The sequence below is a fragment of the Leptolyngbya sp. ST-U4 genome (assembly GCF_039962215.1).
Lineage (GTDB): Bacteria > Cyanobacteriota > Cyanobacteriia > Elainellales > Elainellaceae > Leptolyngbya_A.
Genome location: NZ_JAMPKZ010000003.1, coordinates 349,780 through 372,693 on the forward strand (window position 1 = coordinate 349,780; position 22,914 = coordinate 372,693).

At 50.3% G+C, this 22,914-nt stretch carries 14 protein-coding genes; 4 read left to right on the forward strand and 10 right to left on the reverse strand.

Going from position 1 to position 22,914, the window contains the following annotated elements:
• Nucleotides 1-178 precede the first annotated feature (178 nt).
• The 5 genes from treZ to NDA02_RS08900 form a co-directional block, all read right to left on the reverse strand.
• Entirely contained in the window at nucleotides 179-2,008 is a 1,830-nt protein-coding gene (treZ, locus tag NDA02_RS08880; RefSeq protein WP_348254813.1) for a malto-oligosyltrehalose trehalohydrolase, read from the reverse strand.
• A gap of 204 nt (nucleotides 2,009-2,212) precedes the next feature.
• Nucleotides 2,213-4,372 (reverse strand): glycogen debranching protein GlgX, encoded by a 2,160-nt coding sequence (glgX, locus tag NDA02_RS08885; protein ID WP_348254815.1) that lies wholly within the window; start codon nucleotides 4,370-4,372, stop codon nucleotides 2,213-2,215.
• Nucleotides 4,373-4,949: 577 nt separating this feature from the next.
• Entirely contained in the window at nucleotides 4,950-6,773 is a 1,824-nt protein-coding gene (locus NDA02_RS08890; RefSeq protein WP_348254816.1) for an EAL domain-containing protein, read from the reverse strand.
• Between the two features lie 8 nt (nucleotides 6,774-6,781).
• The gene (locus NDA02_RS08895; RefSeq protein WP_190791794.1) at nucleotides 6,782-9,937 is read right to left on the reverse strand and encodes a GAF domain-containing protein; all 3,156 of its coding nucleotides are present in this window, start codon (nucleotides 9,935-9,937) and stop codon (nucleotides 6,782-6,784) included.
• Between the two features lie 522 nt (nucleotides 9,938-10,459).
• The gene (locus NDA02_RS08900; protein ID WP_190791795.1) at nucleotides 10,460-11,914 is read right to left on the reverse strand and encodes a DUF697 domain-containing protein; all 1,455 of its coding nucleotides are present in this window, start codon (nucleotides 11,912-11,914) and stop codon (nucleotides 10,460-10,462) included.
• Between the two features lie 416 nt (nucleotides 11,915-12,330).
• Here NDA02_RS08900 and NDA02_RS08905 point away from each other — a divergent pair, with 416 nt between their 5' ends.
• The gene (locus NDA02_RS08905; RefSeq protein ID WP_190791796.1) at nucleotides 12,331-13,296 is read left to right on the forward strand and encodes a glycosyltransferase family A protein; all 966 of its coding nucleotides are present in this window, start codon (nucleotides 12,331-12,333) and stop codon (nucleotides 13,294-13,296) included.
• A gap of 12 nt (nucleotides 13,297-13,308) precedes the next feature.
• On the opposite strand, the gene NDA02_RS08910 is transcribed toward NDA02_RS08905, so the two are convergent.
• Nucleotides 13,309-15,123 (reverse strand): ABC transporter ATP-binding protein, encoded by a 1,815-nt coding sequence (locus NDA02_RS08910; protein WP_190791797.1) that lies wholly within the window; start codon nucleotides 15,121-15,123, stop codon nucleotides 13,309-13,311.
• A gap of 602 nt (nucleotides 15,124-15,725) precedes the next feature.
• Nucleotides 15,726-15,866, reverse strand: a complete 141-nt coding sequence (locus NDA02_RS08915; protein ID WP_190791798.1) for a hypothetical protein — start codon at nucleotides 15,864-15,866, stop codon at nucleotides 15,726-15,728.
• A 184-nt stretch (nucleotides 15,867-16,050) separates the two neighbouring features.
• Here NDA02_RS08915 and NDA02_RS08920 point away from each other — a divergent pair, with 184 nt between their 5' ends.
• Complete coding sequence (locus tag NDA02_RS08920) at nucleotides 16,051-17,013, forward strand: SGNH/GDSL hydrolase family protein (RefSeq protein WP_199296527.1); 963 nt, start codon at nucleotides 16,051-16,053, stop codon at nucleotides 17,011-17,013.
• 76 nt (nucleotides 17,014-17,089) lie between these two features.
• Here the strand turns inward: NDA02_RS08920 and NDA02_RS08925 are convergent, their stop codons facing one another.
• Complete coding sequence (locus NDA02_RS08925; RefSeq protein WP_190791799.1) at nucleotides 17,090-18,274, reverse strand: MFS transporter; 1,185 nt, start codon at nucleotides 18,272-18,274, stop codon at nucleotides 17,090-17,092.
• Nucleotides 18,275-18,515: 241 nt separating this feature from the next.
• Nucleotides 18,516-18,986, reverse strand: coding sequence for a GNAT family N-acetyltransferase (locus NDA02_RS08930; RefSeq protein WP_190791800.1), 471 nt, complete (start codon nucleotides 18,984-18,986; stop codon nucleotides 18,516-18,518).
• Between the two features lie 93 nt (nucleotides 18,987-19,079).
• Here NDA02_RS08930 and NDA02_RS08935 point away from each other — a divergent pair, with 93 nt between their 5' ends.
• Both NDA02_RS08935 and NDA02_RS08940 read left to right on the forward strand, forming a co-directional pair.
• Nucleotides 19,080-20,021 carry an NAD-dependent epimerase/dehydratase family protein gene (locus NDA02_RS08935; protein ID WP_190791820.1) on the forward strand — a complete coding sequence of 314 codons (942 nt, stop codon included), beginning with the start codon at nucleotides 19,080-19,082 and terminating at the stop codon, nucleotides 20,019-20,021.
• A 75-nt stretch (nucleotides 20,022-20,096) separates the two neighbouring features.
• On the forward strand, nucleotides 20,097-21,515 hold the full coding sequence (locus NDA02_RS08940; protein ID WP_190791801.1) for a low-complexity tail membrane protein: 1,419 nt from the start codon (nucleotides 20,097-20,099) through the stop codon (nucleotides 21,513-21,515).
• On the opposite strand, the gene NDA02_RS08945 is transcribed toward NDA02_RS08940, so the two are convergent.
• Complete coding sequence (locus NDA02_RS08945) at nucleotides 21,512-22,720, reverse strand: serine hydrolase domain-containing protein (protein WP_190791802.1); 1,209 nt, start codon at nucleotides 22,718-22,720, stop codon at nucleotides 21,512-21,514. The genes NDA02_RS08940 and NDA02_RS08945 overlap by 4 nt on opposite strands.
• Nucleotides 22,721-22,914: the final 194 nt, after the last annotated feature.

Sequence of the window (22,914 nt, forward strand, 5' to 3'; positions counted from 1 at the left end):
CAACCAATGCGCTCATATCCGGGGTGCGACGGCAATTTGCTTTTCAGGTATGAGTATATTGCCACACTTATTCTGAAAAGAGGAGTCCTGTAAGGTAGATTCCAGGCCGAGGAAATTCTTCCAACAGAACAGGCAAACGCTCGATCGCCTTACCGGGAACGGTTGACAGCTCAAAACGCTATTTGCTATACACTACAACGCTTTCTGCATTCAGCTGAAACGTCTGTGGCTGTGCTGCATTGACAGTGACGGTTTCGGCAGAGGTTGATCCACTTCCACTCCAAGCGGCATCGCTGGAATCAAGCAGCTTTTTCCAGTTGCCGTCCGCTAAAGTGAGGCTGAGATCCACAGGCTTCGCGTGAAAGTTAAATAAACAAACCACCTCCTGATCCTGATACCAGCGACGCAGCGTAAGCACCTGTTCGTCATCCAGCACGGCAACCTCCATACAGTTCCGGTCTTTATACGTCAGTGCTGGAATTTCTCGCCGCATGCGAATGAGGGTTTGGTAGAACTGCCAGAGGGTTTTGTGCTTGCCTTCATGCCGCTTTTCCCAGTTCAGCTTCGATCGCATAAACGTTTCTTCCGACTGCGGATCGGGAGCTTCGCCTTCTGCATGAAACGCAGCAAACTCTTCTTTGCGACCCTTTTGCACCGCTGCCACCAAATCGGGATCGCCGTGGCTAACAAAATACTGGAACGGAGCTTCCTCGCCGTACTCTTCGCCCATAAACAGCATCGGAAGAAAGGGAGACAGCAGCATCGCCGCCGCCGCCAGTTTCAGCGCGTCAAACGACACGATTTCAGTCAGTCGATCGCCCAGCATTCGGTTGCCGACCTGATCGTGATTTTGAGTGCAAATCACAAACTGACTGGGAGGGCAGTCGCTTGCTGTATTGCCGTGATGTCGTTTGCGGCTGGGCGCATAGCTCCAGGCATAAACAAAGCTATCCCGGTAGGCTCTGGCAAGCTTGTCGAGGTCGCCGTAGTCGGCATAATAGCCATGGCTTTCTTTAGTAAGAATTGTTCGCAGCGAATGGTGAAAATCGTCGCACCACTGCGCATGAACGCCATAGCCGCCTGCTTCCGGCGATCGAATAATGCGCGGATCGTTGAGGTCGCTTTCGGCAATTAAATATTTTCTGCATCCGGTTTCAGCTGCAATCTGATCAGCTGCTTCTGCCATTTCTTGCAAAATGTGCTTTGCGCCAAAATCGTAAATCGCGTGAACCGCGTCCAGCCGCAGCGCGTCCAGGTGATAATCTCGTAGCCAGTAGCGCACGTTCTCAACAAAATAATTCCGCACTTCGTCGCTGTAGGCATCGTCAAAGTTCATTGCACTGCCCCAGGGCGTCCGGTAGCGATCGGTAAAGTAGGGCGCAAACTGGCTGAAATAGTTGCCTTCTGGTCCCATGTGGTTATACACCACGTCCAGCACTACCGCCATGCCCTGCTGATGACAGGCGTTCACCAATCGCTTTAAGCCTTCCACGCCGCCGTAGGACTGTTGCACTCCGTAGGGATATACCCCGTCATAGCCCCAGTTGCGATCGCCTGGAAACTGAGCAATGGGCATAATCTCGATCGCATTGACCCCCAACTCCAGCAATTCGGGAATGCGGGGAATGATCGCATCAAAGGTTCCTTCGGCTGTGAACGTGCCGACATGAAGTTCGTAAATCACCAGATCTTCGAGCGGAACCCCTTGCCACTGCTCATCGCTCCAGGTGAACTTGCCCTGGTCAACCACTTCAGAAGCCCCATGAACGCCTTGCGGCTGCGATTGCGATACGGGATCGGGGCGATCGACCTCGTTATTGAGCCGATAGAAATACAGTGTGCCGGGTTCGGCAGCGATCGTGGTTTGCCAGTAGCCCTGTTCGCTGCGCTGAAGCGGAATGAGCTTGTCTTCGGGCGATACGAGATGAAGATCGACCTGCTGGCTGAGCGGCGACCAGACGGTAAATTGACACTGACCGTTACCAAGATAGCGAGATCCGATTTGCATGGCGGCGTTTGTGAAGTTCAGAATACGGTCGAGAAAAAGCGGATTATCAAACAAATCCTTTATTTTTCTACATATTTCGGCAGGGATTCACATCACCCCTGAGAACTATCCCGTTATAACCTCCCCGCCCTGATGGGGGGTTTGCTGGATTTGCCGCTCCCCCCACTCCTAAACAACCGCGATGTCCACCTACTGTTCGATCGATCACGCCATGCCCAAACACTTCAGCAGCACGATCGATCGATCCGCGACTGTAATTGGCTTGTCAGCGGTGTATTGATGCGAAGCAGTTCCCCCTTCATGGCAATCACCATCTTCGAGCATGCGCGGTTGCGTGGTGTCGATCAGCGTCAGCCATGCCCATTTGTTCAGTCCGGCCGGCAAAAAGAAGTCCAGCGGCTCGTAGTGGGCGTTAAATAGCATCAGGAAGCTGTCATCTACAATGCGTTCACCGTATGCACCGGGGGTGAGAATTTCCTGACCGTTGAGGAAAATACCGATCGCCTTGGCAAAGCCATCGTGCCACTGCTCTTCGGTCATGCGTTTGCCGTCTGGGTTGAACCAGGCAATATCGTTGACGCCAGACCCGCGAATTGCCCGTCCCTGAAACCACTTACGCCGCCGAAAAATGGGATGATTGCGCCGGAAGTGAATCAGCTCGCGGGTAAAATTCAGCAGTTGGTCGTTGTCCTCCTGCAAATCCCAGTGCAGCCAGGAAAGCTCATTGTCCTGACAGTAGGCGTTGTTGTTGCCTTTTTGCGATCGACCCATTTCATCGCCGCTCACCAGCATGGGAATGCCCTGAGACAGCATCAGCGTGACGAGAAAATTGCGCTGCTGTTTTTGGCGCAGAGCTAGAATATCGGGGTCGTCGGTGTCGCCCTCTGCGCCGCAGTTCCACGATCGGTTATGGCTTTCGCCGTCTCGGTTTTCTTCCCCGTTCGCTTCGTTGTGCTTTTCGTTGTAGCTCACCAGATCGTGCAGCGTGAATCCATCATGCGCTGTGATGAAGTTAATGCTTGCACTGGGGTTGCGTCCGTTGCTTTGGTACAGATCTGAACTGCCCGTAAACCGATAGGCAAACTCTGCCAGACGGCTATCCTCGCCCCGCCAGAAGTCGCGTACTGTATCGCGGTATTTGCCGTTCCACTCCGACCACAACAGCGGGAACTCTCCGACCTGATAGCCGCCTTCGCCCACGTCCCACGGCTCAGCAATCAGCTTCACATCTGCCAGGATTGGGTCTTGGTGAATAATGTCGAAGAAAGACGCCAGGCGATCGACTGCATACAGTTCGCGGGCAAGAGCAGAAGCCAGGTCAAACCGAAAGCCGTCTACGTGCATCTCTAGCACCCAGTAGCGCAGGCTGTCCATAATCAGCTTTAGCACCTGGGGATGGCGCACGTTCAGCGAATTACCGCAGCCGGTGAAGTCCATGTAATAGCGGGGCATTCCTTCCACCAGACGGTAGTATGATGCATTGTCAATGCCGCGCAGCGACAGAGTTGGACCCATCTGGTTGCCTTCGCCCGTGTGGTTGTACACCACGTCCAGAATCACCTCAATTCCGGCGCGATGCAGTGCCTTCACCATTTGCTTGAATTCCGTCACCTGCTGTCCCTGCTTGCCGCTAGCACTGTAGCCTGCATAGGGAGCCAGGTAGTTGATCGAGTCATAGCCCCAATAGTTGCATAAGCCCTTGCCCGCCAGATGCCCTGGACAAGCCAGAAAATGATGCACGGGCATGAGTTCGACTGCGGTCACTCCCAGCGATTGCAGATGCGAAATGGCAGCCGGATGCCCTAACCCTGCATAGCTCCCCCGCAGTTCGGGCGGAATTTCGGGATGTAGCTTGGTAAAGCCCCGCACGTGAACCTCGTAAACGATCGTCTCATGGCGCGGTGTTTGCAGCAGATCATCGCCTTCCCAGTCAAAATACTCATCAATCACGATGCTCTTGGGAACTAGATGGGCATCGTCTAATTCTGAATAAGAGAGATCTTCTGCTTCATCGCCCCAGCGATAGCCAAAAATTTCTTCCCCAAATCGAATATCGCCGTCCACGGCTTTGGCATAGGGGTCAATTAGCAGCTTAGCCGGGTTAAAGCGGTGTCCTTCCTGCGGGGCAAAGGGACCATGTACCCGAAATCCATATCGCTGTCCGGGACCGATCGACGGCACATACCCATGCCAGACAAAGTTGCTGACTTCGGTAAGTTTTAGGCGGGTTTCGCGTCCTTTCTTGTCGAACAGGCAGAGTTCTACTCCAGTGGCATGTTCTGAAAACAGAGCAAAGTTGGTGCCCTTGCCGTCCCAGGTGGCTCCCAGGGGATAGGGCTTACCGGGCCAGACTGATAGGTACATAGCGAATGTAGATGTTTTGGATCTTTAATGTAAATGTTGTTAGATCCTTTTGGATCTTTAAAATAGCGAAACCGCTGATCTTGAACTAGGGACAATTGACCAGCAGAAGTCGGGGCAAACTGAAACGATCGCAGCTTGCTCCCACTGCACCAGACTTTCAGACCAATTGCTGGCAGTCAAGTCTTTTATTAGTTTTCATGATGAGGCGAAAAATTAGAGTCTATCCTGAGAGGGAGTTAAGCATAAATAATCTTTGTCTTCCTCATTTTTGCCCTGTCCCACGAGAGCCACGATCGAGTATTGTGCGAAACCGTACAAAGCATTGCGATTGGGTTAGATATTACATCACCCCCTAAATCTCTCAATGCTGGGGACTTTGAGGATTAATTCCCCCAAAAGTTGGGGGGCTAGGGGGGCGAATCATACTCAAATTCAGCAACGCCAAAATATGCTGGCACGCTATGTTGGTACGCTGCTTCAGTCATGCCTGTAGCATTATCCACAATTACAATCTGCACCTGGTTTGGCTCTACTCTTGAAGTCGAAATCGTAAATATATCCCGAACTGCTGCGACGTTTATCCGTTGGCGACCCCGCCCAATGATTGAGCTAACAAATTAGTCATTTCTTCTACAGGCAAAGGCTTAGAAAATAGATATCCCTGACCCATCTGGCAGCCTAACAATTTTAGTTGGGTCAGTTGCTCGATTGTTTCAATACCTTCCGCAATCAATTTCATGTCCATTGTTTTAGCAACTTGAACGATCGCAGTCACTAAACTCAAGCTACTTTCTTCATCCAACCGCTGAATGAAAGAACGATCGACTTTGAGATGATCCAGGGGAAAGGAGTGAAGATAGCTGAGCGATGAATAACCCGTACCAAAATCATCGATGCTGAGCCGAATATGCCGATCGCGGAGATCGCGGATTACGCTGGCAGCAAAATTATTGCTTTGCATAATTACCGTTTCTGTAATTTCTAAGTTTAAGCACTGAGGATCAAGCTGAGTTTTGGCTAAAACCTCATCAATCTGTTTGACATAGTTTTCCTGGGCGAGCTGGTGAGCAGATACATTCACACTGACAGAAAAAGATGAGTGAACAAACCGCTGCTGTTGCCAGGCATAAAGTTGTTGGCAAGCTGCTTCTAATACCCAGTGTCCCAGCTTCAGAATCAGTCCTGTTTCTTCTACGATCGGAATAAATTGGTTGGGCGGAGTTAACCCAGCTTCAGGGTGATACCATCGAACTAACGCCTCAACACCGACGATCGCCCCGGTTGCTAATTCCACAATGGGCTGATAATGCAAAACAAATTCTTCATTAAGAATGGCTTTGCGGAGATCGGTTTCAAGCTGAATTCGGTGACAAATTTGTTGATACATTAATGGATTAAAAATCTGATACTGATCCTTACCCAAGGATTTAGCTTGATACATTGCAATATCTGCATCTCGCAGCAGTTCTTCAGGATTGCGGTAAGCTAAACAATCTAAAACAATCCCGATGCTGAAAGAAATAAAAAACTCTCGTTCTCTCAAACTAAAAGGAGCGGAGCAGCAATTAGAAATCCCTTGAGCAATTTCAATCGCGGTGTCTGCTTCGACGGGATGGTTTAATAGAATTACAAATTCATCTCCTCCTAAGCGAAATAGGAGATCTTGCGATCGTAAAACGGACTGTAGCCGCTGAGCAATTGCCATCAGCAATTCATCCCCTGCTGGATGTCCTAACGAATCATTAACAATCTTGAATCGATCGCAATCTAAATAAAACACAGCAAAGCGGTGGTGCGAGTTGCCAGGTTCCAGAAGGGTTTGAAGCCGCTTCATGAGCAAAGCGCGATTGGGCAACTGGGTTAAGGGATCTCGAAATGCCATATTGAGCAATTGAGCATTAGCAGCTTCCAGTTGTTGAGTACGCTCTTTGATTCGCTGCTCAAGCTGCACGTTTAACTGGTGAATCGTCTGCTGCGCTGCAACGATCGCAAGTTGATGCTGTACTCGCGCGAGAACTTCCTCCATGTGGAAGGGCTTAGTGATGTAGTCTGCCCCTCCAATTCGGAAAGCCTCTACTTTATCGGTAACATCATCGGCTGCACTTAAGAAAATCACCGGAATATGGGCTGTTTTGGGATCTGCTTTCAATCGCTGACACACTTCGTAGCCACTGATTTCTGGCATCCGAATATCCAATAACACTAAACTGGGCAGCGTTGTTGCGATCGCCGTCAGTGCCATTTTGCCGTTTGTTGCTTTCCGGGTTTCATAGCCACTAGAGTCCAGGATGGTTGAGAGAAGATGGATATTCTCCAAAACATCATCCACGATCAGAATATCAGCCTGAGCCAGCGGATTCAGGGATGATGGTTGAGGGAGAAAAGAATTCTCATTGCTCATGGGTCTGGCTAAATGCTCCCTTGATCGATGGTTGAGTTTTCAGGTTGAGTCAGGCTAGTTAACTGATCAAATTGGTACCGTTTCACCAAGTTCGTTAACGCTGTAACTAGCGTGGAATGCTCTGAGGGAATTTGAGCAATTAATGCCAGGCTCTTCGTGTCATTTCCTTGAGCCGCTGCAAAGTGAAGCTGAGCAATCCAGTCCGGTGGCATCAGGGCAGCCAGGGTAGACGCATCAAGCGGGGACTTGTGGCCAGGAGAGCCCGACTGCGGAATTGCTGTTTTGGAACTAGGCTTTGGGAGAAATGTAATGCCGATATGCTTGGAGAGCACTGCTTGTAATTCTTCGCGCCGAAACGGTTTGCTGACAAAACTATCACAGCCTGCAGCAAGGGTCGCCTGTCTTTGTTCAGCAAAGGCACTGGCGGTAATGGCAATAATACAGGTGCGCTGTAAATTTGGTTGCTGTTGTTCTAGCTCCCGGATTCTTTGAGTGGCTTCATAACCGTTCACGATCGGCATATGAATATCCATTAAAATTACGTGGGGATGCCATTCTTGCCAAAGCGCAACGGCAGTTTGACCGTTCTCAGCTTCTCGAATGTCGAATCCTAAATGACTCAGAATTTTCTTAAGGAGTAACCGATTTGTTGCGTTGTCTTCGACAATGAGAAGGCGATGATTGACTGCTCTCCAAGGAATATCAGCGGAGGGGGCAGCGGATATATCGTTCATTTCGGGAAAGTTAGAGGCATTTTGAGCTAAACCAACGACAATCTCAAAGCTGAAGCAGCTCCCCTGGTCAACTTGGCTCCGCACCGTGATTTCACCGCCCATCAACTGCACAAATCGCTGGCTAATTCGCAAACCTAAACCCGTTCCTTCCTGGGATTTGCGTCCCGATCGAGTTTGTTTAAAGGCCTGAAATAAATTGCCTAACTCATCGGCTGCAATGCCTGCTCCCGTATCTTCAATCTTAAAGCTCAGCTCAATAGAGTCTCCAGATTTACCTGTAACTCGGTCAGAAGAGACAAGAGCATGAACTCGCAGGTTAATCCAGCCTTGCTCTGTAAACTTGACTGCATTTCCCAATAAATTAATCAAAATCTGACGCAGCTTGTTTTTATCTGCTCGAATTCGCTGGGGAACATCAATCGTCCAATCGAATCTGAGCTGTAAGCCTTTGGCTTCGGCTTTTAGCTGGAACATGGCTTGCAAGCTGTGGAGCAACTGGTACAGGTCAAATTCGGTTTCATCGAGCGTTACCTGCCCTGCTTCGATTTTTGAGACTTCCAGTACATCGTTGATTAGCCCCAATAAATGCTCCCCGCTTTGATTGACAATTTCGATCGATCGCCGCTGATCAAGGCTAAGGGATTCATCTCGCTGCATAAGCTGGGTAAAGCCCAGAATGGCATTGAGTGGCGTCCGAAGCTCATGACTCATATTTGCCAAAAACTCGCTTTTAGCCCGATTAGCCGCATCCGCAGCTTCTTTAGCCTGCTGTAGCTGTTTGGCTTGTTCCTGCGTTTGGGTTAACAATTCTGCCTGTTGAACCGCTACCCCTAACTGGTTGCTAATTTGAGTCATCATCTGAACTTCGGAGAGTTGCCATTCACGAGGTTCAGTATTGTGATAAGCCGCTAACAAGCCCCAAAGCTTATTACCAAAGAAAATAGGGACAATAGCGTAAGAGCGAGCCTGCAAAAACTCCAATAGCTGCAAGTAGCAAGTATCAAAACCTGCCTGATAGATATCTGTAACACAACAGTAATTTAACCGCTGGTGATACAGTTCCTCAGCGTTTTCCTGTAAATAGGTATCGCGAATAAGGACTTCTGCACCGTCCAGTTTCTTCACTATACAGCTAGGTTGCTCAAGGGTTGCAGGGGTCAATTCCTGCTGATAGTCTTCGATTGCAATAATTGTATTCCACCCTTCCTCCACGGATTCAGCCACAACCTGCCCAGTCCAATCGGGCTGAAAACGATAAATTAGAGTGCGATCGCAGCGAACTGCTCGACGAAGTTCCTTGGTTGTAGCGTCAAAAATTGCTTTTAAGTCTAGACTCTGCCGCATTTGCTGAATTACGCAGGCAGTCGTTCGCTCTCGCTCTGCAATCCGCTGAAGTTTTGCTTCAACCGCAATCCGTTCCTGAATTTCGATTTCTAGAGCCTGGTTAGCTTGAACGAATTCGGCTGTACGAGATTCAACCCGAAACTCCAATTCTTCATAGGCCTGACGTTTTTCCTCCTCAGCCCATTTACGTTCAAGTTCGGTAGCAGCCCGAGCAGCAAATACACTGAGCAAGGCTTCAGTGCAGTCATCTAGCTTCATAGGTTTAACATCCAGGATACAGAGCGTTCCGATGACTGCTTGGTTGGCATCTAGCAGGGGAATTCCCGCATAACTATCAAGTGGACTGTCTGCTGGAAGAAAATTATTATCAGGGAAAAGCTGCTTTAGCCTACCGCCGTAGCTACAGAGTTGTTTACCTTGCACCACTTGTTCACAGGCAGTTCCCGATAGGTGAAATTGGGTATTTGCGATCAAGCGGTCGTCCGACCAAAAAGAAAGGGTTTGCAGGGTCGCAGGAGAACTCTTGACTTTCTCTGAAACCACAACGCAAGGAACATTGAGAGCAGAAGCTAAGTTTTTTACCAGTGCCGGGAAAAAGTCTTGCCCTGTGACCGAAGCAGTCCCGGCTACGATGGTTCGCAGTGTTTCTTCCGCCCGCTGTCGTTCCATCACCTGTTTCTCGAGTTCCTGGTTTAAGCGTTCTAACTGCTTTGGGGTTCGCAACGTCAGGAATTGAGGCAGTAACTCAACTAGTTGTAATGCTGTGTAGCAAGACACCACAGCCGTAATTGCTCGCACTGCACTAGATAGCCAGTAGGCAGGATGCCAAAGCGTCCAGATATCGAGAAGATGCCCGGTTCCACAAAGGACAATGGAGGCCCCAAACAGTAACAATACTGGCGAGAACGGGATATCCTTCCGTCTCCATACAAAGCAGACCAACATCAGGGGAATCGAAAAGTAGGCAATTGCAATTAATGCATCGCTACTGGCATGCAGCCAGACCAAAGGAGTCTGCCAGAGATAGCAGTGTCCATGCGGAATGTAATAACTGGGGGATACAAGATTCCGGATGAGGTCGAACATTATTCAGAATCTAGAGATGTTCCTAATGTTCCCTTATCACCTGGTGAGTCTGCAATGAGGTTGGAAGGTATTATTTCCTTCACCCTGAAGTAGGAATCTTAATTTCTTCTGATCGATTCGCGGTGATTTACTCGGGTAATCTCGCTATTGATTCCGCTGAAATGATTAGGCTTTATCAGCAATAATTTATCAGCAATAAAACAAATGAGTAATAAATAGGATGAGTGGACCAGGGAGAGAAGTAGTTTCAATCCTGCTGCAATCAGGCAATCGCAGGCTGATGATGGCTGAATCGAAAGTTGTGCAATCCAAAAGCAACCTTCAGGACGGCATCGGCCAAGCAAGGGAATTAGAACGGATTTAGGAGCTTTAAGCTCCCCTCTAGCTCCCCTTCAAAAGGGGCGAAGTTGATCAACAAAAACTCCCAAACCGAAGCCTGGGAGTCTTGTATCAATTCAGCACGATTCGTTCAGTATTCGATCGCCCGCCGAATAACTTTGTTTGCAGTAACTTTGTTCGCAGTTATGATGCTTCAGCCGCAGCCGGAGGGGTCAGCCGACCGATCGCTTGCTTCACCAGGGTTTGCAGGAATGCCGACCGCTGGTTTGCCTGGAAGACCGATTGCAGTTTTTGCATTAGGCGATCGGGCTGGAACGCGGATTCAGCCTGCGTAAGATAGCTTTGTTCCTCGAAGTATTCGGTCAGGCTCAAGCCTGCGACCCGTGTGAGATAAGCTGCGCTCACCCCCTGGAGCATTCCACCTGCCACATAGGTAAGTGCGTGAGTTTTCAGCAGAGGCGAAATTGCTTGGCTTGCGACTTCGACTAAGCCTAGCTTCACCATTTGGCTTGCCAGGGCTCCGGTCATTGTCTTCGCCTGCTCCAGCGAGAATTTTTGCTGATAGATTGCGCCTAAATCCATCACCATTTGAGCATTTATCGTGGCGGTTGCCAGCAGGTCAAGACTGGAAACCGGGTTCGCAAAGGTTGCTGCTGCCGCAATCCACTGATATTGCTCGATAATGGGCAGGGCACGATCGCGCCGCACCTGATTCAGCTCGGTTTGGATCGATCGCTGGAGAGCCTGCGCCTGCCGCACGACGGTGGCATAAACAAGCTGCTGCTTCTCGCTGGTAAGAATGTGCTGAATCCGGGTCTGAAGGGCAGCAACTTCGGGTTCTGGATGCTCCAGTCGCTCTTGCATTGAGCCATCTGCCTGCACCTGACGCACCTTTACCGGAGCGGGCTTTGCCGAGACTGCGATCACATCTTCGGCTGCCAGAATGCCCGCCACGCGATCGCGCAACTGCTGCAAAATTACGGGGCGATCGTCTGACAAATACTGATCCTGCTTATTGAAGACCAGCAGCACGCGATGCCGCTGAGCTAGCAGCGTTTGGATGGTTTGAAACTCAGAGTCGGTCAGGTCGCCTGTAGTAAGAAACAGAATCAGATCAGCTCCGGTCACTTCCTCGGTATGAGCTTGTGGCGTTTCACAACTGCCTGCAATGTCCTGCGGCTGCTCAATTCCCCCCTGCCGGAAAAGCTGGGAGAGGGTTGTTTTCCCCGTAGCGCGTCCGCCCAGGAAAGACAGAGAAAGCTGCTGGCGATCGAGGCTTTGACTCAGGGTGCTGAGCTGTTCCTGAAAGCTAGTAATCGAAGGATGAATTTCGCTATTTTCTCCTCGCTCGGCAATAAGATGACTGATGCGCTGCTCGACAGCGGCAAGGGTTTTGTCAACCAGAGCGCGATCGGCAGGGGTGGTCGGCAGTTTCAGGCGATCGGTCAGAGATTTTGCCGTGCGCTGCTGAAGCCACCAGATTCCCGACCCCAGCGTGATTGCACCCCAAACGATCGTGCCGCCCCAATGAGACAAGCCAGCATCCAGACCGTTTAGCATGAGCGCGCCGCAGGTCAAGCCGAGTCCGCCCAGCAGAATCGGTCGCCGTAACAGAATCGAGGAGACAGGGGAATTCATAGGAAGTCCTGGCAAAAGAGAGGTCTGTTACTAAATTTACTAAATTTCTACTGGTTTGAGTTAGCAGCAGCGATCCAATAACCGAATTGATCAAGTACGGTATTCCTGCGGCGTTGTCCTGCTTGTCTATTTTTAATCCAATTTTAATCCAAAAAAATCCCTATCAGAAGAAATTAAGCGAAATCCTCCCCTGGTCAGACGCTTATAGCAAGCTGAACTGTTAACTATTCTGTAGGGTTTAATCGGATCAAGGATTAAATTGCAATGAAAGGAAGAAATTTTATTCACAAGCTGTTTCAGATTTAACTGCTGCTTCCTTAGAATTCTGTTTATCTAGATATTATTCGATCGAACTTCGATCGCTACTTTGTGAACCATTGTGTTGATTCCTTCTCGTATTATCCATAACACTTCAGATGCAAAAGATTGCGATCGGAATTCTCGGCTATAACGAGGAGTTTGGCATCGGGCGACTTCTGGACTCGCTGCGATCGCAGACGTTGATTCAGCAGGAGTACAGCATTTCCATTACTGTCGTGTCCAATGGTTCAACCGATCGCATGGCTGCGATTGCCAGAGAAGCTCTGCGGGAATTTGCCCCGTTTGGAATTCAAGCTCAGGTGATTGAACTTCCGATTGCTGATAAGTGCAATGCCTGGAATCACTTTGTGCATCATGCCACAGAGCCAGCAGACTATTACATTTTGCTTGATGCGGATGTCGTTTTCATCACCCCAACTGGACTCAGCGAATTAATTGATACCTTGAAGCACAATCAAAATGCTCGCCTTTGTGCAGGTAAAGTAATGGATCACAACGGCAATGTTGTCGTGCGGAAGCTGGACGGCAAATGCTACGCTGCACAGGGAGAAATCCTGCGGCAAATCGTGATCCCGGAAGGGATTGTAATGGATGACGCCTACGTTTTAGTCACAGCCGTCACCCATTGGTACGAGATTGACGTTGAGACGGGCATGCAAAAAGGCTATCTTGCCCGCGTGCAAAACCCGACCGTACAATCTGGCTCCACCCCCCGCGATCGGAACCTGACTTACTGGCTAGCTTGCCGCAAACGCACGATCATCGGCAGCTATGTGCAGGAACAGATCGACTTTTGCATGAGAACGCTGTTCGGTGGCGGCGATTCTGCCAAACAGATTGTGATGCAGCTTTTCCAGACCAATCCTCACTGGTTTTCAGAGTTTCTCAAACAGAAAGCCGATCGCCCCCCGTTTAAGCCTTCTGAGGTGGCGCGATCGGCTGGCTTAAAGAACATTATGCAGTTTAGCGTTTACTGCTATTGCTATTTGCTTTCCCTCAAAAGCGTTTGGAATCACGAGTTTGGACATCACGCCTGGAAGCTCAAGAGTCGATATTGGTAATCGGGTCGTCTGTTATGCCAGCAGTTCCCCGGTTTCCTGCAACTGGTGCAAGCGGTGATAAATGCCGCCCTGATTTAGAAGCTCTGTATGACTGCCCACTTCCACAATGCGACCCTGATCCAGCACTACGATTTGGTCTGCTTCGCGCACCGTGCTGAGCCGATGGGCAATGATGATCGTCGTTCGGGTTCCCAAAATCGATCGCATTGCCAACTGAATCGATCGCTCTGATTCATAGTCCAGGCTAGAGGTTGCCTCATCAAACACCAGCACATCCGGGTGCATCAGCAATGCTCTGGCGATGCCCAAACGCTGACGCTGGCCGCCCGATAGGCGCACCCCCCGTTCGCCGACGATTGTGCGATAGCCCTGGGGCAGTACCCGCACAAACTCATCGACTCTGGCAATCTGACAGGCTTCTTCGACTTCTGCAAACGTCGCCTTCGGATTGCCGTAGGTCAGGTTGTCGAGCAGTGTCCCGTTAAACACATCCACTTCCTGATGGACGATCGCCAGTCTGCGCCGATAGCCTGTAACATCGAGCTGTCGGGTATCCTGCCCGTCGATCAAAATGCGTCCCTGCTGCGGATCAAAGTAGCGAAACAGCAGTTTCACCAGCGTTGATTTGCCAGAACCCGATCGCCCCACTAAAGCAATCGTTTGTTTCGGTTCGATCAGCAGGCTGATGTCTTGCAGCACTGGACGATCGGCTGCGTAGCCAAAGGACACGTGATCGAAATGCACCTTCCCCGTAAACTCATAATGTTTAACGGCTGCGGGCTGTTCCAGTTCAACTGTGTCCTGACCGTCGGGCAACTGCATAAACTCGTGGTAGCGCAGCATCGAGGAATAGCGGCGGGCAAAGACTTCGGCTAATCCGCTAATCGGTTCCAGTTCGGCATACGCCATGCTGGAAATGGTTAACGTTGTCACGAAATGACCCAGCGAAATCTCGCCGCGCACCGTTGCCCACAGTGTTAGTGCCAGAATCAGGAATACGCAAATCTGAATCACAAATCGCTGCCAGGTAAACAGCGTCACATAGCCCCGATGAACTCGGTTGATCACCACATTGAGTTCGCGATCGAATCGCTGTCTTTGCCGCTTTAGCTCCGCCGCCTCGGTTGCAAATGCCTTTACTGTTTTTATGTTGGTGATAATTTCCGAGGTACGACTCTCGGTGTTTTCCATATAGCGATCGAGGCTTTCTTCTTTGCGAATCAAGTGTTTTAAGCCCCTGAGCGTAAAGGCAAGAATGAAGATAAAAGACGCTAGAAACAGCAGCGCGATCCGCCATTCGATCAGCAAAATCACGACAAAAATTCCCACAATTCGAAATAGTTTGGGAACCAGTTCTCCGGCAATTTCGGGATATGTCCAGGTATGGTTTGATAATCCTCGTGCGACCCGTCCGGCAATACGACCCGGATTGTTTTCGTCATAAAATTCGATCGGTAATTTGAGAATTTTTGCCACCGATCGAATCGAATGATCGCGTCGTGCCCGCAGGGGAATCTCCCAGTGATACCAGTGACTAATCCAGGGCTGAATCGGCGCCCGTACGACCGTTACTAGAAAGATCAGTCCTAACAGCACCGCAAGGGTAAGCCCGCGACTCGCCGGAATTCCAGTCGTTGCCGCCAATCCTCCAAGCAACTGCTGCAAGATGGTATCGATCGGTTGACCCGATAGCACGTTGAGTGTTTGTCCGATCGCATAAGGCACAGCCAGATCAAGAATTTCAAACAAACTGCTTGTGGCAATGCTGAAGATAACCGCAGACCAATACGGTCGAAAATAATGTGCTAAATCACGAAAGTTAGCCATAGAAAAATGCGGTGGAGCAAATTGAAGTGAATGAATAAAATCAGCAAAGGATTAGCGGAAAAGTGTTAGTGAAAAGTGTTAGCCGAATTGGGGACAGCGAAACAATTCTTTTCCCTGGCAAGATGAGGGAATATTTGAAAAGTGTCTAATGTGCAGACGACTGATCGACCGTTTACCGCAGCAGAATGACGATCGATCGCTTTGACAATACAGATTGTAGCACGACTGTAGTATGCAAGCCACACAATCTCAATGAAATGGGCTCATCCGATTACTTAGAGCAAATTAAAGCATGCTGTTTAGCCTTGCCCTGACTTGAAGGCAAGACCCTTAACCTTTCTCAGAAAAAACGATGATTGTTCAGTCCATCTAGACAGGTCAATGGTTACCTGATCGATTTCACGGTTTCAGGCTGGTATCAGGCATTACTTTCTCTTCGATGGCTCTCCTCAATGGATCTGATGCGCGATAGGAATTGAAGCGATCGAAATGAAGATATGAAGATAAAACAAAAGGGCAAGCACCGCAGCACTGCCCCAGAAAATTCAAGAAGGAATGATTAATGCAAATATCAGTCAACGAATGATCACTTAACGAATAGGTTAGCCGATCGCATAGGCAGACTGAAGTGCCCAGATGATCAAAAAAGCGATCGAGCCGAGAATTAGCACAGCCGAGAGTGTGACCATTGGCGTGCTGTCTGCGCTTTGAAATTTCATGATTCCTCGATTTTGGTCGGTCATAGGGGGGTGATCCTTTGCAGTGAAACAATCATGCCTTCATGTTGAAGCAGCATGAAAGAGAGGTGCCACCTCCAGAAGGCAGGTTAATCGCTTATCAATATCATAATTTTAGCTAAACAAGGGAAACCTCCAGTTATCCAGGTCACACCATTAAAATTTCTTATTTGGTAAAGGTTCAGTCGCAATGCCTATTCTGATGTCAACCTTGCTGATCATCGCGATCGCTGGAGTCCTGGAGCTGGGACTGCGATCGTTCTTTGGTTTTGGTAAGCCGCTGCTGTACGTTGCCGACCCGCAAATTGGCTATCTGCTAGCTCCGAATCAAACCACTCGTCGGTTTGGTCATCGAATTGCAATCAATCAATACTCAATGCGAAGTTCACCGATCACCCCCCAACGAAATCAGGACACGCTGCGGATCTTGCTGTTAGGAGATTCGATCGCAAACGGGGCGTGGTGGACTGATCAAGACGAAACGATTTCTGCTCTGCTGCAAGCCCAGCTTCAGACACGATTATCAAAAAATCAAACCGTTCCATTGCTCCAAACCGAAAACCTTGAGCAAGTCGAAGTTTTGAATGCTTCTGCAAATTCCTGGTCGCCGCGCAATCAGTTGGCTTATCTAAAACGATTTGGCAGCTTTGAATCACAGGCGATCGTGCTGCTGATCAACACCGATGATTTGTTTGGCACGGTTCCTACTTCCGTACAGGTGGGGCGCGATCGCAACTATCCGGCTCAGACTCCGCCGTTTGCCCTAGCTGAGGTGATTCAGCGTTATGCCTTCAAGTCAAAGCCAATTCCTGAACTTGTCCAGCTTCAGCTGGCAGGAGGCGATCGGGTGGGAGAAAACCTGGCGGCAATTCAAGAAATTTACTCGATTGCGATACAGTCTAACGCTCAGTTTTTTCTGGTGATTACGCCGCTCCTGCGCGAACTCAAACCGCCCGGCTCGCGCGACTACGAGAAAACTGCCCGCGATCGTCTGCAAGCGTTTACTGAAACGCAAGGAATTCGATTTTTGGATGTTCTTCCCCGGTTTGCTGCCAATTCTCAGCCCGAAACGCTTTATCGCGATCACATTCATCTCAGCCCGATCGGGAATCAGCAGCTTGTGCAGTACATGATTCGATCGATGGTGGATTAACCCTGGGATCATTCCAGGCAGCGAGTCATCCTAGAAAGCAATCGTCGCGATCAGAATGGAATCGCCGCAGTTTTTCTCACACCTCTGGCGTTGCTTTCCAGCGCAGCATCACTGCCAGCATTGCAAGCGTCATGCCCAGCATTAATCCCCCAGCCAGTCCATAGGTTGCGCCTAAACCAACCTGTTGGCTGAGCGGTTGACTGATCAACGGCGAAATAAACTGACCCAGAAAAAAGCTCGTCGTTAGTCCACCCAAAATTCTTCCCCGCAGCGCGACCGGAGTAGATGAAGTCAAGCAGACATTCATATTGGGCATTAGCAGTCCGACTCCTAATCCAGCGATCGCCAAGCCGACCAAAACCAGATTGTAGCGAGAGACAAAACTAATAATGAGATAACCAATTCCCATCAGCAGGAAGGCGATCGCATAGAGCTGGGTAAAAGTGAACCGCGCTTTGAGCCGCTGATAGCTAAGGGCACTGATTGAGGTCGCAAGCGTGGCAAGGGCGATCGCTAATCCACTTTGAGATGCATTTGCATTCGCAATTTGCTGAAGATAAAAGGGAAGCTGCACAGGGATCATGTAAAACACAATCTGACTCATCAGCGCAATCCCATAGGTCATGATCAGCACCGTCCAGGGAACTGCCTCCGCAGGAAGGTTCTCGGTTTGGTTGGGCGATCGGTTGCGATCAGGTTCGGGCAGCACCAGCAAAATTAAAGGAAAAATGAACCACGCCAGCAAATAAATTAAAAACGGCAGCCGCCAGTTGACATCGGCGAGATAGCCGCCCAGGGTTAGAAACACCATGCCGCCCAATCCCATAAAGGCAGCTTGCAGTCCAAGAAACTGGGCACGGGTAGCCCCCAGGTAATAATCGGCAATCAGGGTAGTTGCTGTGGTCATAATGCCTGCCACGCTCAAACCCAGCAGCACTCGCCCGACCAGAATTGACCCGAGCGAATCCAACAAATAGCCAGAGCTTCCAGCTAAGCCATAAAGAAACACCGCCGCCGCTAACAGTCCTTTGCGTCCAAAGCGATCGATAATGCTGCCTGCGATCGGTGCGCCCAGGGCAATCAACAGCGCGGGAACAGTCAAGACTAATCTGACCCAATAATCGGCATTGGGAACCGTTGAGAAATGCTGCCGCATTGCCGGAAGCGAGGGGGCGATCGTTGCTCCTGCCATGACGGTGAGGGTACTGACGAGTAGCAGCGTTGCTTTTACAAGCAGGCTATCAGGGCTGTAGGATTTCATAGGATTGCTCACCCGGTTTCCACTAGATGGGTTGGGGACGAGGGCATTTCAGATCTTGATTCAGCATCGCCATCGATTGATTCCATTCACAACACCGAAAGAGCGATGTTGATAATCGTGGCTCGAAAGAGAAGGAATGAGTACAGAAATTCGATTAATTTTTGCAGTTGCTATTTTCTGCAGTTGCTATTTTTTGCGATATCAATGGTGATCCCCTTGATTTTTAAACCCATCGAATCGCCTAATTCAATCGCTTTAAATATTTCACCGTATCTTCCTGATAGCCTAACTGACTATAAAACGATCGTGCCCGACCATTTCCACCAAATGCATTGAGCGTAATAAAGCTGAGGCTTCGCGCCTTTGCCCAGGTTTCGGCATACGCCATGAGTGCCTGACCAATGCCCTGCCCTGATGCTTCGGGAATGACGACGATATCGGAAATGTGGGCGTGGCGTTCTTGCGTGAAGAAATCGGTCAGCGTTTCCAGAAAGATAAACCCCAGCGATTTGCCCTGTGAATCAACGGCAATAAAAATATTTTGCGGTGTGGGATAGCTGATGATTGCCCGATCGATTTCCTTTGCAATTGCCCGAATCACCTGATCGGGATCGCGTTCAGTGGGAGAGCCAAATTCCACAAAGCGCGGAACAAGACTGAGGATAAACGAGCGATCGTCGGTCGTTGCAGGGCGAATTTGGACAGGCAGCATCGGCAGATTCAGCTTTAGATTCAATGCAAGGATAAACGAATCCCAATCAGTTTTACGATGGGTAACAGTATTTCAGCTAGGGGGAAAGGCACAATGCGAATTTTGGTGATGGGCGGAACTCGCTTTATTGGGGTTCATCTGACGCGCCTGCTGGTCGAGCAAGACCATGAAGTGGTGCTGTTTAATCGAGGCAATAAACCTGCACCGATCGAAGGCGTTGAGCAAATCCACGGCGATCGAACCGATACAGACCAGCTTAAAGAAAAGCTTGCAGGCGAATCGTTTGACGCAGTGTTTGATAACAATGGACGCGAACTGAGCGACACTCAACCTCTGGCTGAAATCTTTCGCGATAGCATCAAGCATTTTGTCTACGTCAGCTCAGCAGGGGTCTACCTCAAATCTGACCAAATGCCCCACCAGGAAAGCGACCCCGTTGACCCCAAGAGCCGACACAAAGGCAAGTTTGAAACCGAAACCTATCTGGCAGAACAGGGCATTCCCTTCACCTCGGTTCGTCCGGTCTATATTTACGGACCGCAAAACTATAACGACCTGGAAGCCTGGTACTTCGATCGAATTGTGCGCGATCGTCCCGTCCCCATTCCCGGAAACGGAATGCACATCACCCAGTTTGGTCACGTTCACGATCTGGCAAGTGCAATGGTCGCGGTGCTGGGTAATCCCAGAGCGATCGGGCAAATTTACAACATTTCGGGCGATCGCTATGTCACCTTTGATGGCTTAGCGCGTGCCTGTGCCGTTGCCGCCGGAAAAGACCCCGCCTCGCTCAAAATTGTCCACTACGACCCGAAGCAGTTTGACTTCGGCAAAAAGAAAGCCTTTCCGATGCGTGTCCAGCACTTCTTCACCGACATTTACAAAGCGCAAAAAGACCTTTACTGGAAGCCTGAATTCGACCTGATTTCCGGCTTAAAAGATTCCTTCCAGAATGACTATCTGGCGATCGGGCGGGATGCCGCTGAGGTGGATTTCTCACTGGATGAGGAGATTCTGGAGAAGGTGGGGGAATGAAGAGATGAGAAGACATCCATCCACTCATCCTCTCAGGTAAGATCCAATCAACAACCTGTCCAACGGAGAACAGCAATGCGTTCCTTCTGGCTTGATCCTTATCTCTGGGTGCATCTTGCGGGGGTGGCGGTTGTGCCGATCGCGCTCGAAGGGTGTTTGCTGGGGTTTGCGGCGAGTAATTCGCTGTTGCCGCCCTGGGTAGAACTGGGGCTAGTAGGCGCAATTGGGGCTTTGCCGATTTTGTGGATGCAGTGGCAGCGTCCTTTCTGCATTTATAGCCTGATGTTTCTGGCGGTGCAGCCCCGGCATCTCAGCGACGAGCAGCGGCGGCTCTTGCGGCGGTTTAAGGAGCCTTTGGGCAAGGGGCTTTCAGTGCTGACGGCGGTCTTATTGTTCGTTGTGCTGTGGCCACTTTATCAGCTTGCGCCGATCGCCTGGGAGTCATCCACGATCGTTCCCGGTGGAGCATTGGGGGGGCTGCTGCTCGCAACGGTGAGCTTTCTGATCAGCAATTTGTTTTTGCAGGTTCCGGTGAGCGTGGCGCAGGTCATGCTGACGAAGGAACAAACGATCGCCGCGACCGAACCTTATCCAGTCAATGCGGTGGCGAGAGACTTTACCTTATTCGGAGTTTGGATCAATCAGCAAATCCTGCCGCCGCTCCGGGCTACAACGATTCCGGCAACTGCTGCCGCTGGCACGGATGGAACGGAAACGGGAACGATCGATTCTCTGGGCGATCGCCGCAAAAAGAACGCAAAAACTCGCTACCCCGATCCTCAGCCTCGCTCTGAGAACGCACAACCCCAAGCAGGCTCCCCCCCAAATTCGGCGGCACAAACAAGCGCACCCCGCACAAAGCGTAACTTCGTTCCGGTCGAAGTGATCGATGCTGAGTTTCGAGAGTTGGACACAGAAGACGAATGGGATGAAACAATCGTTTCTGAGGAGGAAAGCCTGACCGAAGATCCCGCAGCAAGCCCCGAAGCGCAGCCAGCAGTCGCGGCAGCCAGCTCAGACACGGAAACACAGGTTGCCGCAAATTTAGAAACCGACCTAGAAACAAGCCTGGAAACCAACCTGGAAACCAACCGGGAACCACTTTCCGAAGCCATTGAAACCTCAGACCTAGCTGCTTCCCAGGCAACCGCAGAGGAAATTGCAGAAACCGCAGAAGCTGCTGCTGAACCGATTTCAATAGAGACAGAAATAGAGACAAAAACCGAAGATGAGCTGCTAGAACCGATTCCTGAACCGATCGAAGAACAGCCCGAAACAAGAATCACCCCTCTAACAGGCGCAGATTCGCTGCAAATCTCTTCGATGACCTTGATGGAAACGGAAGATGTCAGTGAAGATGCAGCCCTGGATGTGTCAGCCGTCGAAGTCGTGACAGCGGAAATTGTCGAGGATGTGAGCGAAGATGCAGCCGTACCCGCTGAGACGATCGAGTCCTGGCTGGAGGACGACTGGGAAGACGAAACACCGGGCTAGGGCATTCCTAGAATAATTCGTAGACTGCGGCGAGCGATTTCGTAGACGGGTTCGGTATTGCGATCGCTGGTATTTGTCCAGGCGATCAGCATCAAATCATGGACGGGCAGATAAAGGGCAACCATCGAAAATCCGGTTGTTTGATTAATTTGTCCCCAGCCTTCGCCCCAAGCAGTCGGCAAGCGGGCAATTCCCAATCCATAGCCGCCCTCATCGGAGTCTACCAGAGTCAGCATTTTCTCCACCGAGGTTTCATATAACAGCGCATTGTCGAGAAATAGCCCGCGAAAGAGCTGCACCAGGTCAGGCGCACTCGAAATCATGCCTGTATCGCCCAGCCCGATCGCCGGATTAATTAAAGGTTTGGTCACGCTCTGCATCGCTCCATCCTTGTCCCAGTCGGCGTATCCCTGCACAAAGCCACCCGGAATTTCTTCTTGCTGCTCCAGGAATGTATTTTTGAGATTGAGCCGATCGCTAATGCGGGAGCGAATGACCCTGGATAATGGGCTACCCGTGGCTCGCTCAATGATCATGCCCAGCAGAATATAGTTGGCGTGGGAGTAGGAAAAATCATTTAAGGAACTCGGAGGGCGATCTTCCGCTGCGGCAGCATCGTTGAGCAGATAAGCCAACACTTCCTGCGGTTTCCATTGACGCGACGGGTCAGCTCTCACGGTCTCCCAAAATGCCTCGCGCTCCGGTTCGAGCAAGCCGCTGGTATGGTTGAGCAACTGGCGAACCGTAATTTTCTCGCTATTTAGAATTTGCTGGCTCAAGTCTGCCGGAAGCCAATTTGTAATCGAAGCATCCAGATCAAGCACGTCCTCTTCGGCAAGCTGCAAACAGACGATTGCTACAAACATCTCGGTCAGAGTGCCCAGCCGAAAGCGATCGGTCGGCTTCAGGGGCGTTTGTGCTGCGAGATCGGCTTTTCCGGCAACCCCCATCCAGTTTCCTTCTGAAGTGGATAGGTACAGCACCGCTCCTGGTAGCTTCATCGACTCCACTTTTCCACTCAACATCTGCTGAAGCTTATTCGCCGTTTCTGCCGGGAATGGGGCAGGTTTTGTTTGCGCCGCCGAGAGCGTTGCCTGCTGCGTCCCTAGCCTGACTTCCTTCTGCTGTGCCTGCTCACCCCGCCGACAGCCAGCCGTGCCCGTCAGCAGCAAAACTGTGAGAATCACAAGAATTCGGTGCTTCATCGATCGCCAGGGAGGTGGGGGGTAAGGGGGAACTTATATTGTGGCAGATGTATTGTTGCAGATGAAGGCGGAGCGGTGGATGAAAGGATAAGGGAAATGAAATTGGGGATAAGGAATTAGCAAGCTTTTGATAGGACGATCGCACTTGCAAAAGCGTGTTGTCTCAATCAATTAATCCTGAAGATTTAATCCTG

Bases quoted from the DNA above. Each gene is read 5' to 3' on its own strand.
- treZ (WP_348254813.1), bottom strand. From the start codon at position 2,008: ATGCAAATCGGATCTCGCTATCTTGGTAACGGTCAGTGTCAATTTACC.
- glgX (WP_348254815.1), bottom strand. From the start codon at position 4,372: ATGTACCTATCAGTCTGGCCCGGTAAGCCCTATCCCCTGGGAGCCACC.
- NDA02_RS08890 (WP_348254816.1), bottom strand. From the start codon at position 6,773: ATGAGCAATGAGAATTCTTTTCTCCCTCAACCATCATCCCTGAATCCG.
- NDA02_RS08895 (WP_190791794.1), bottom strand. From the start codon at position 9,937: ATGTTCGACCTCATCCGGAATCTTGTATCCCCCAGTTATTACATTCCG.
- NDA02_RS08900 (WP_190791795.1), bottom strand. From the start codon at position 11,914: ATGAATTCCCCTGTCTCCTCGATTCTGTTACGGCGACCGATTCTGCTG.
- NDA02_RS08905 (WP_190791796.1), top strand. From the start codon at position 12,331: ATGCAAAAGATTGCGATCGGAATTCTCGGCTATAACGAGGAGTTTGGC.
- NDA02_RS08910 (WP_190791797.1), bottom strand. From the start codon at position 15,123: ATGGCTAACTTTCGTGATTTAGCACATTATTTTCGACCGTATTGGTCT.
- NDA02_RS08915 (WP_190791798.1), bottom strand. From the start codon at position 15,866: ATGACCGACCAAAATCGAGGAATCATGAAATTTCAAAGCGCAGACAGC.
- NDA02_RS08920 (WP_199296527.1), top strand. From the start codon at position 16,051: ATGCCTATTCTGATGTCAACCTTGCTGATCATCGCGATCGCTGGAGTC.
- NDA02_RS08925 (WP_190791799.1), bottom strand. From the start codon at position 18,274: ATGAAATCCTACAGCCCTGATAGCCTGCTTGTAAAAGCAACGCTGCTA.
- NDA02_RS08930 (WP_190791800.1), bottom strand. From the start codon at position 18,986: ATGCTGCCTGTCCAAATTCGCCCTGCAACGACCGACGATCGCTCGTTT.
- NDA02_RS08935 (WP_190791820.1), top strand. From the start codon at position 19,080: ATGCGAATTTTGGTGATGGGCGGAACTCGCTTTATTGGGGTTCATCTG.
- NDA02_RS08940 (WP_190791801.1), top strand. From the start codon at position 20,097: ATGCGTTCCTTCTGGCTTGATCCTTATCTCTGGGTGCATCTTGCGGGG.
- NDA02_RS08945 (WP_190791802.1), bottom strand. From the start codon at position 22,720: ATGAAGCACCGAATTCTTGTGATTCTCACAGTTTTGCTGCTGACGGGC.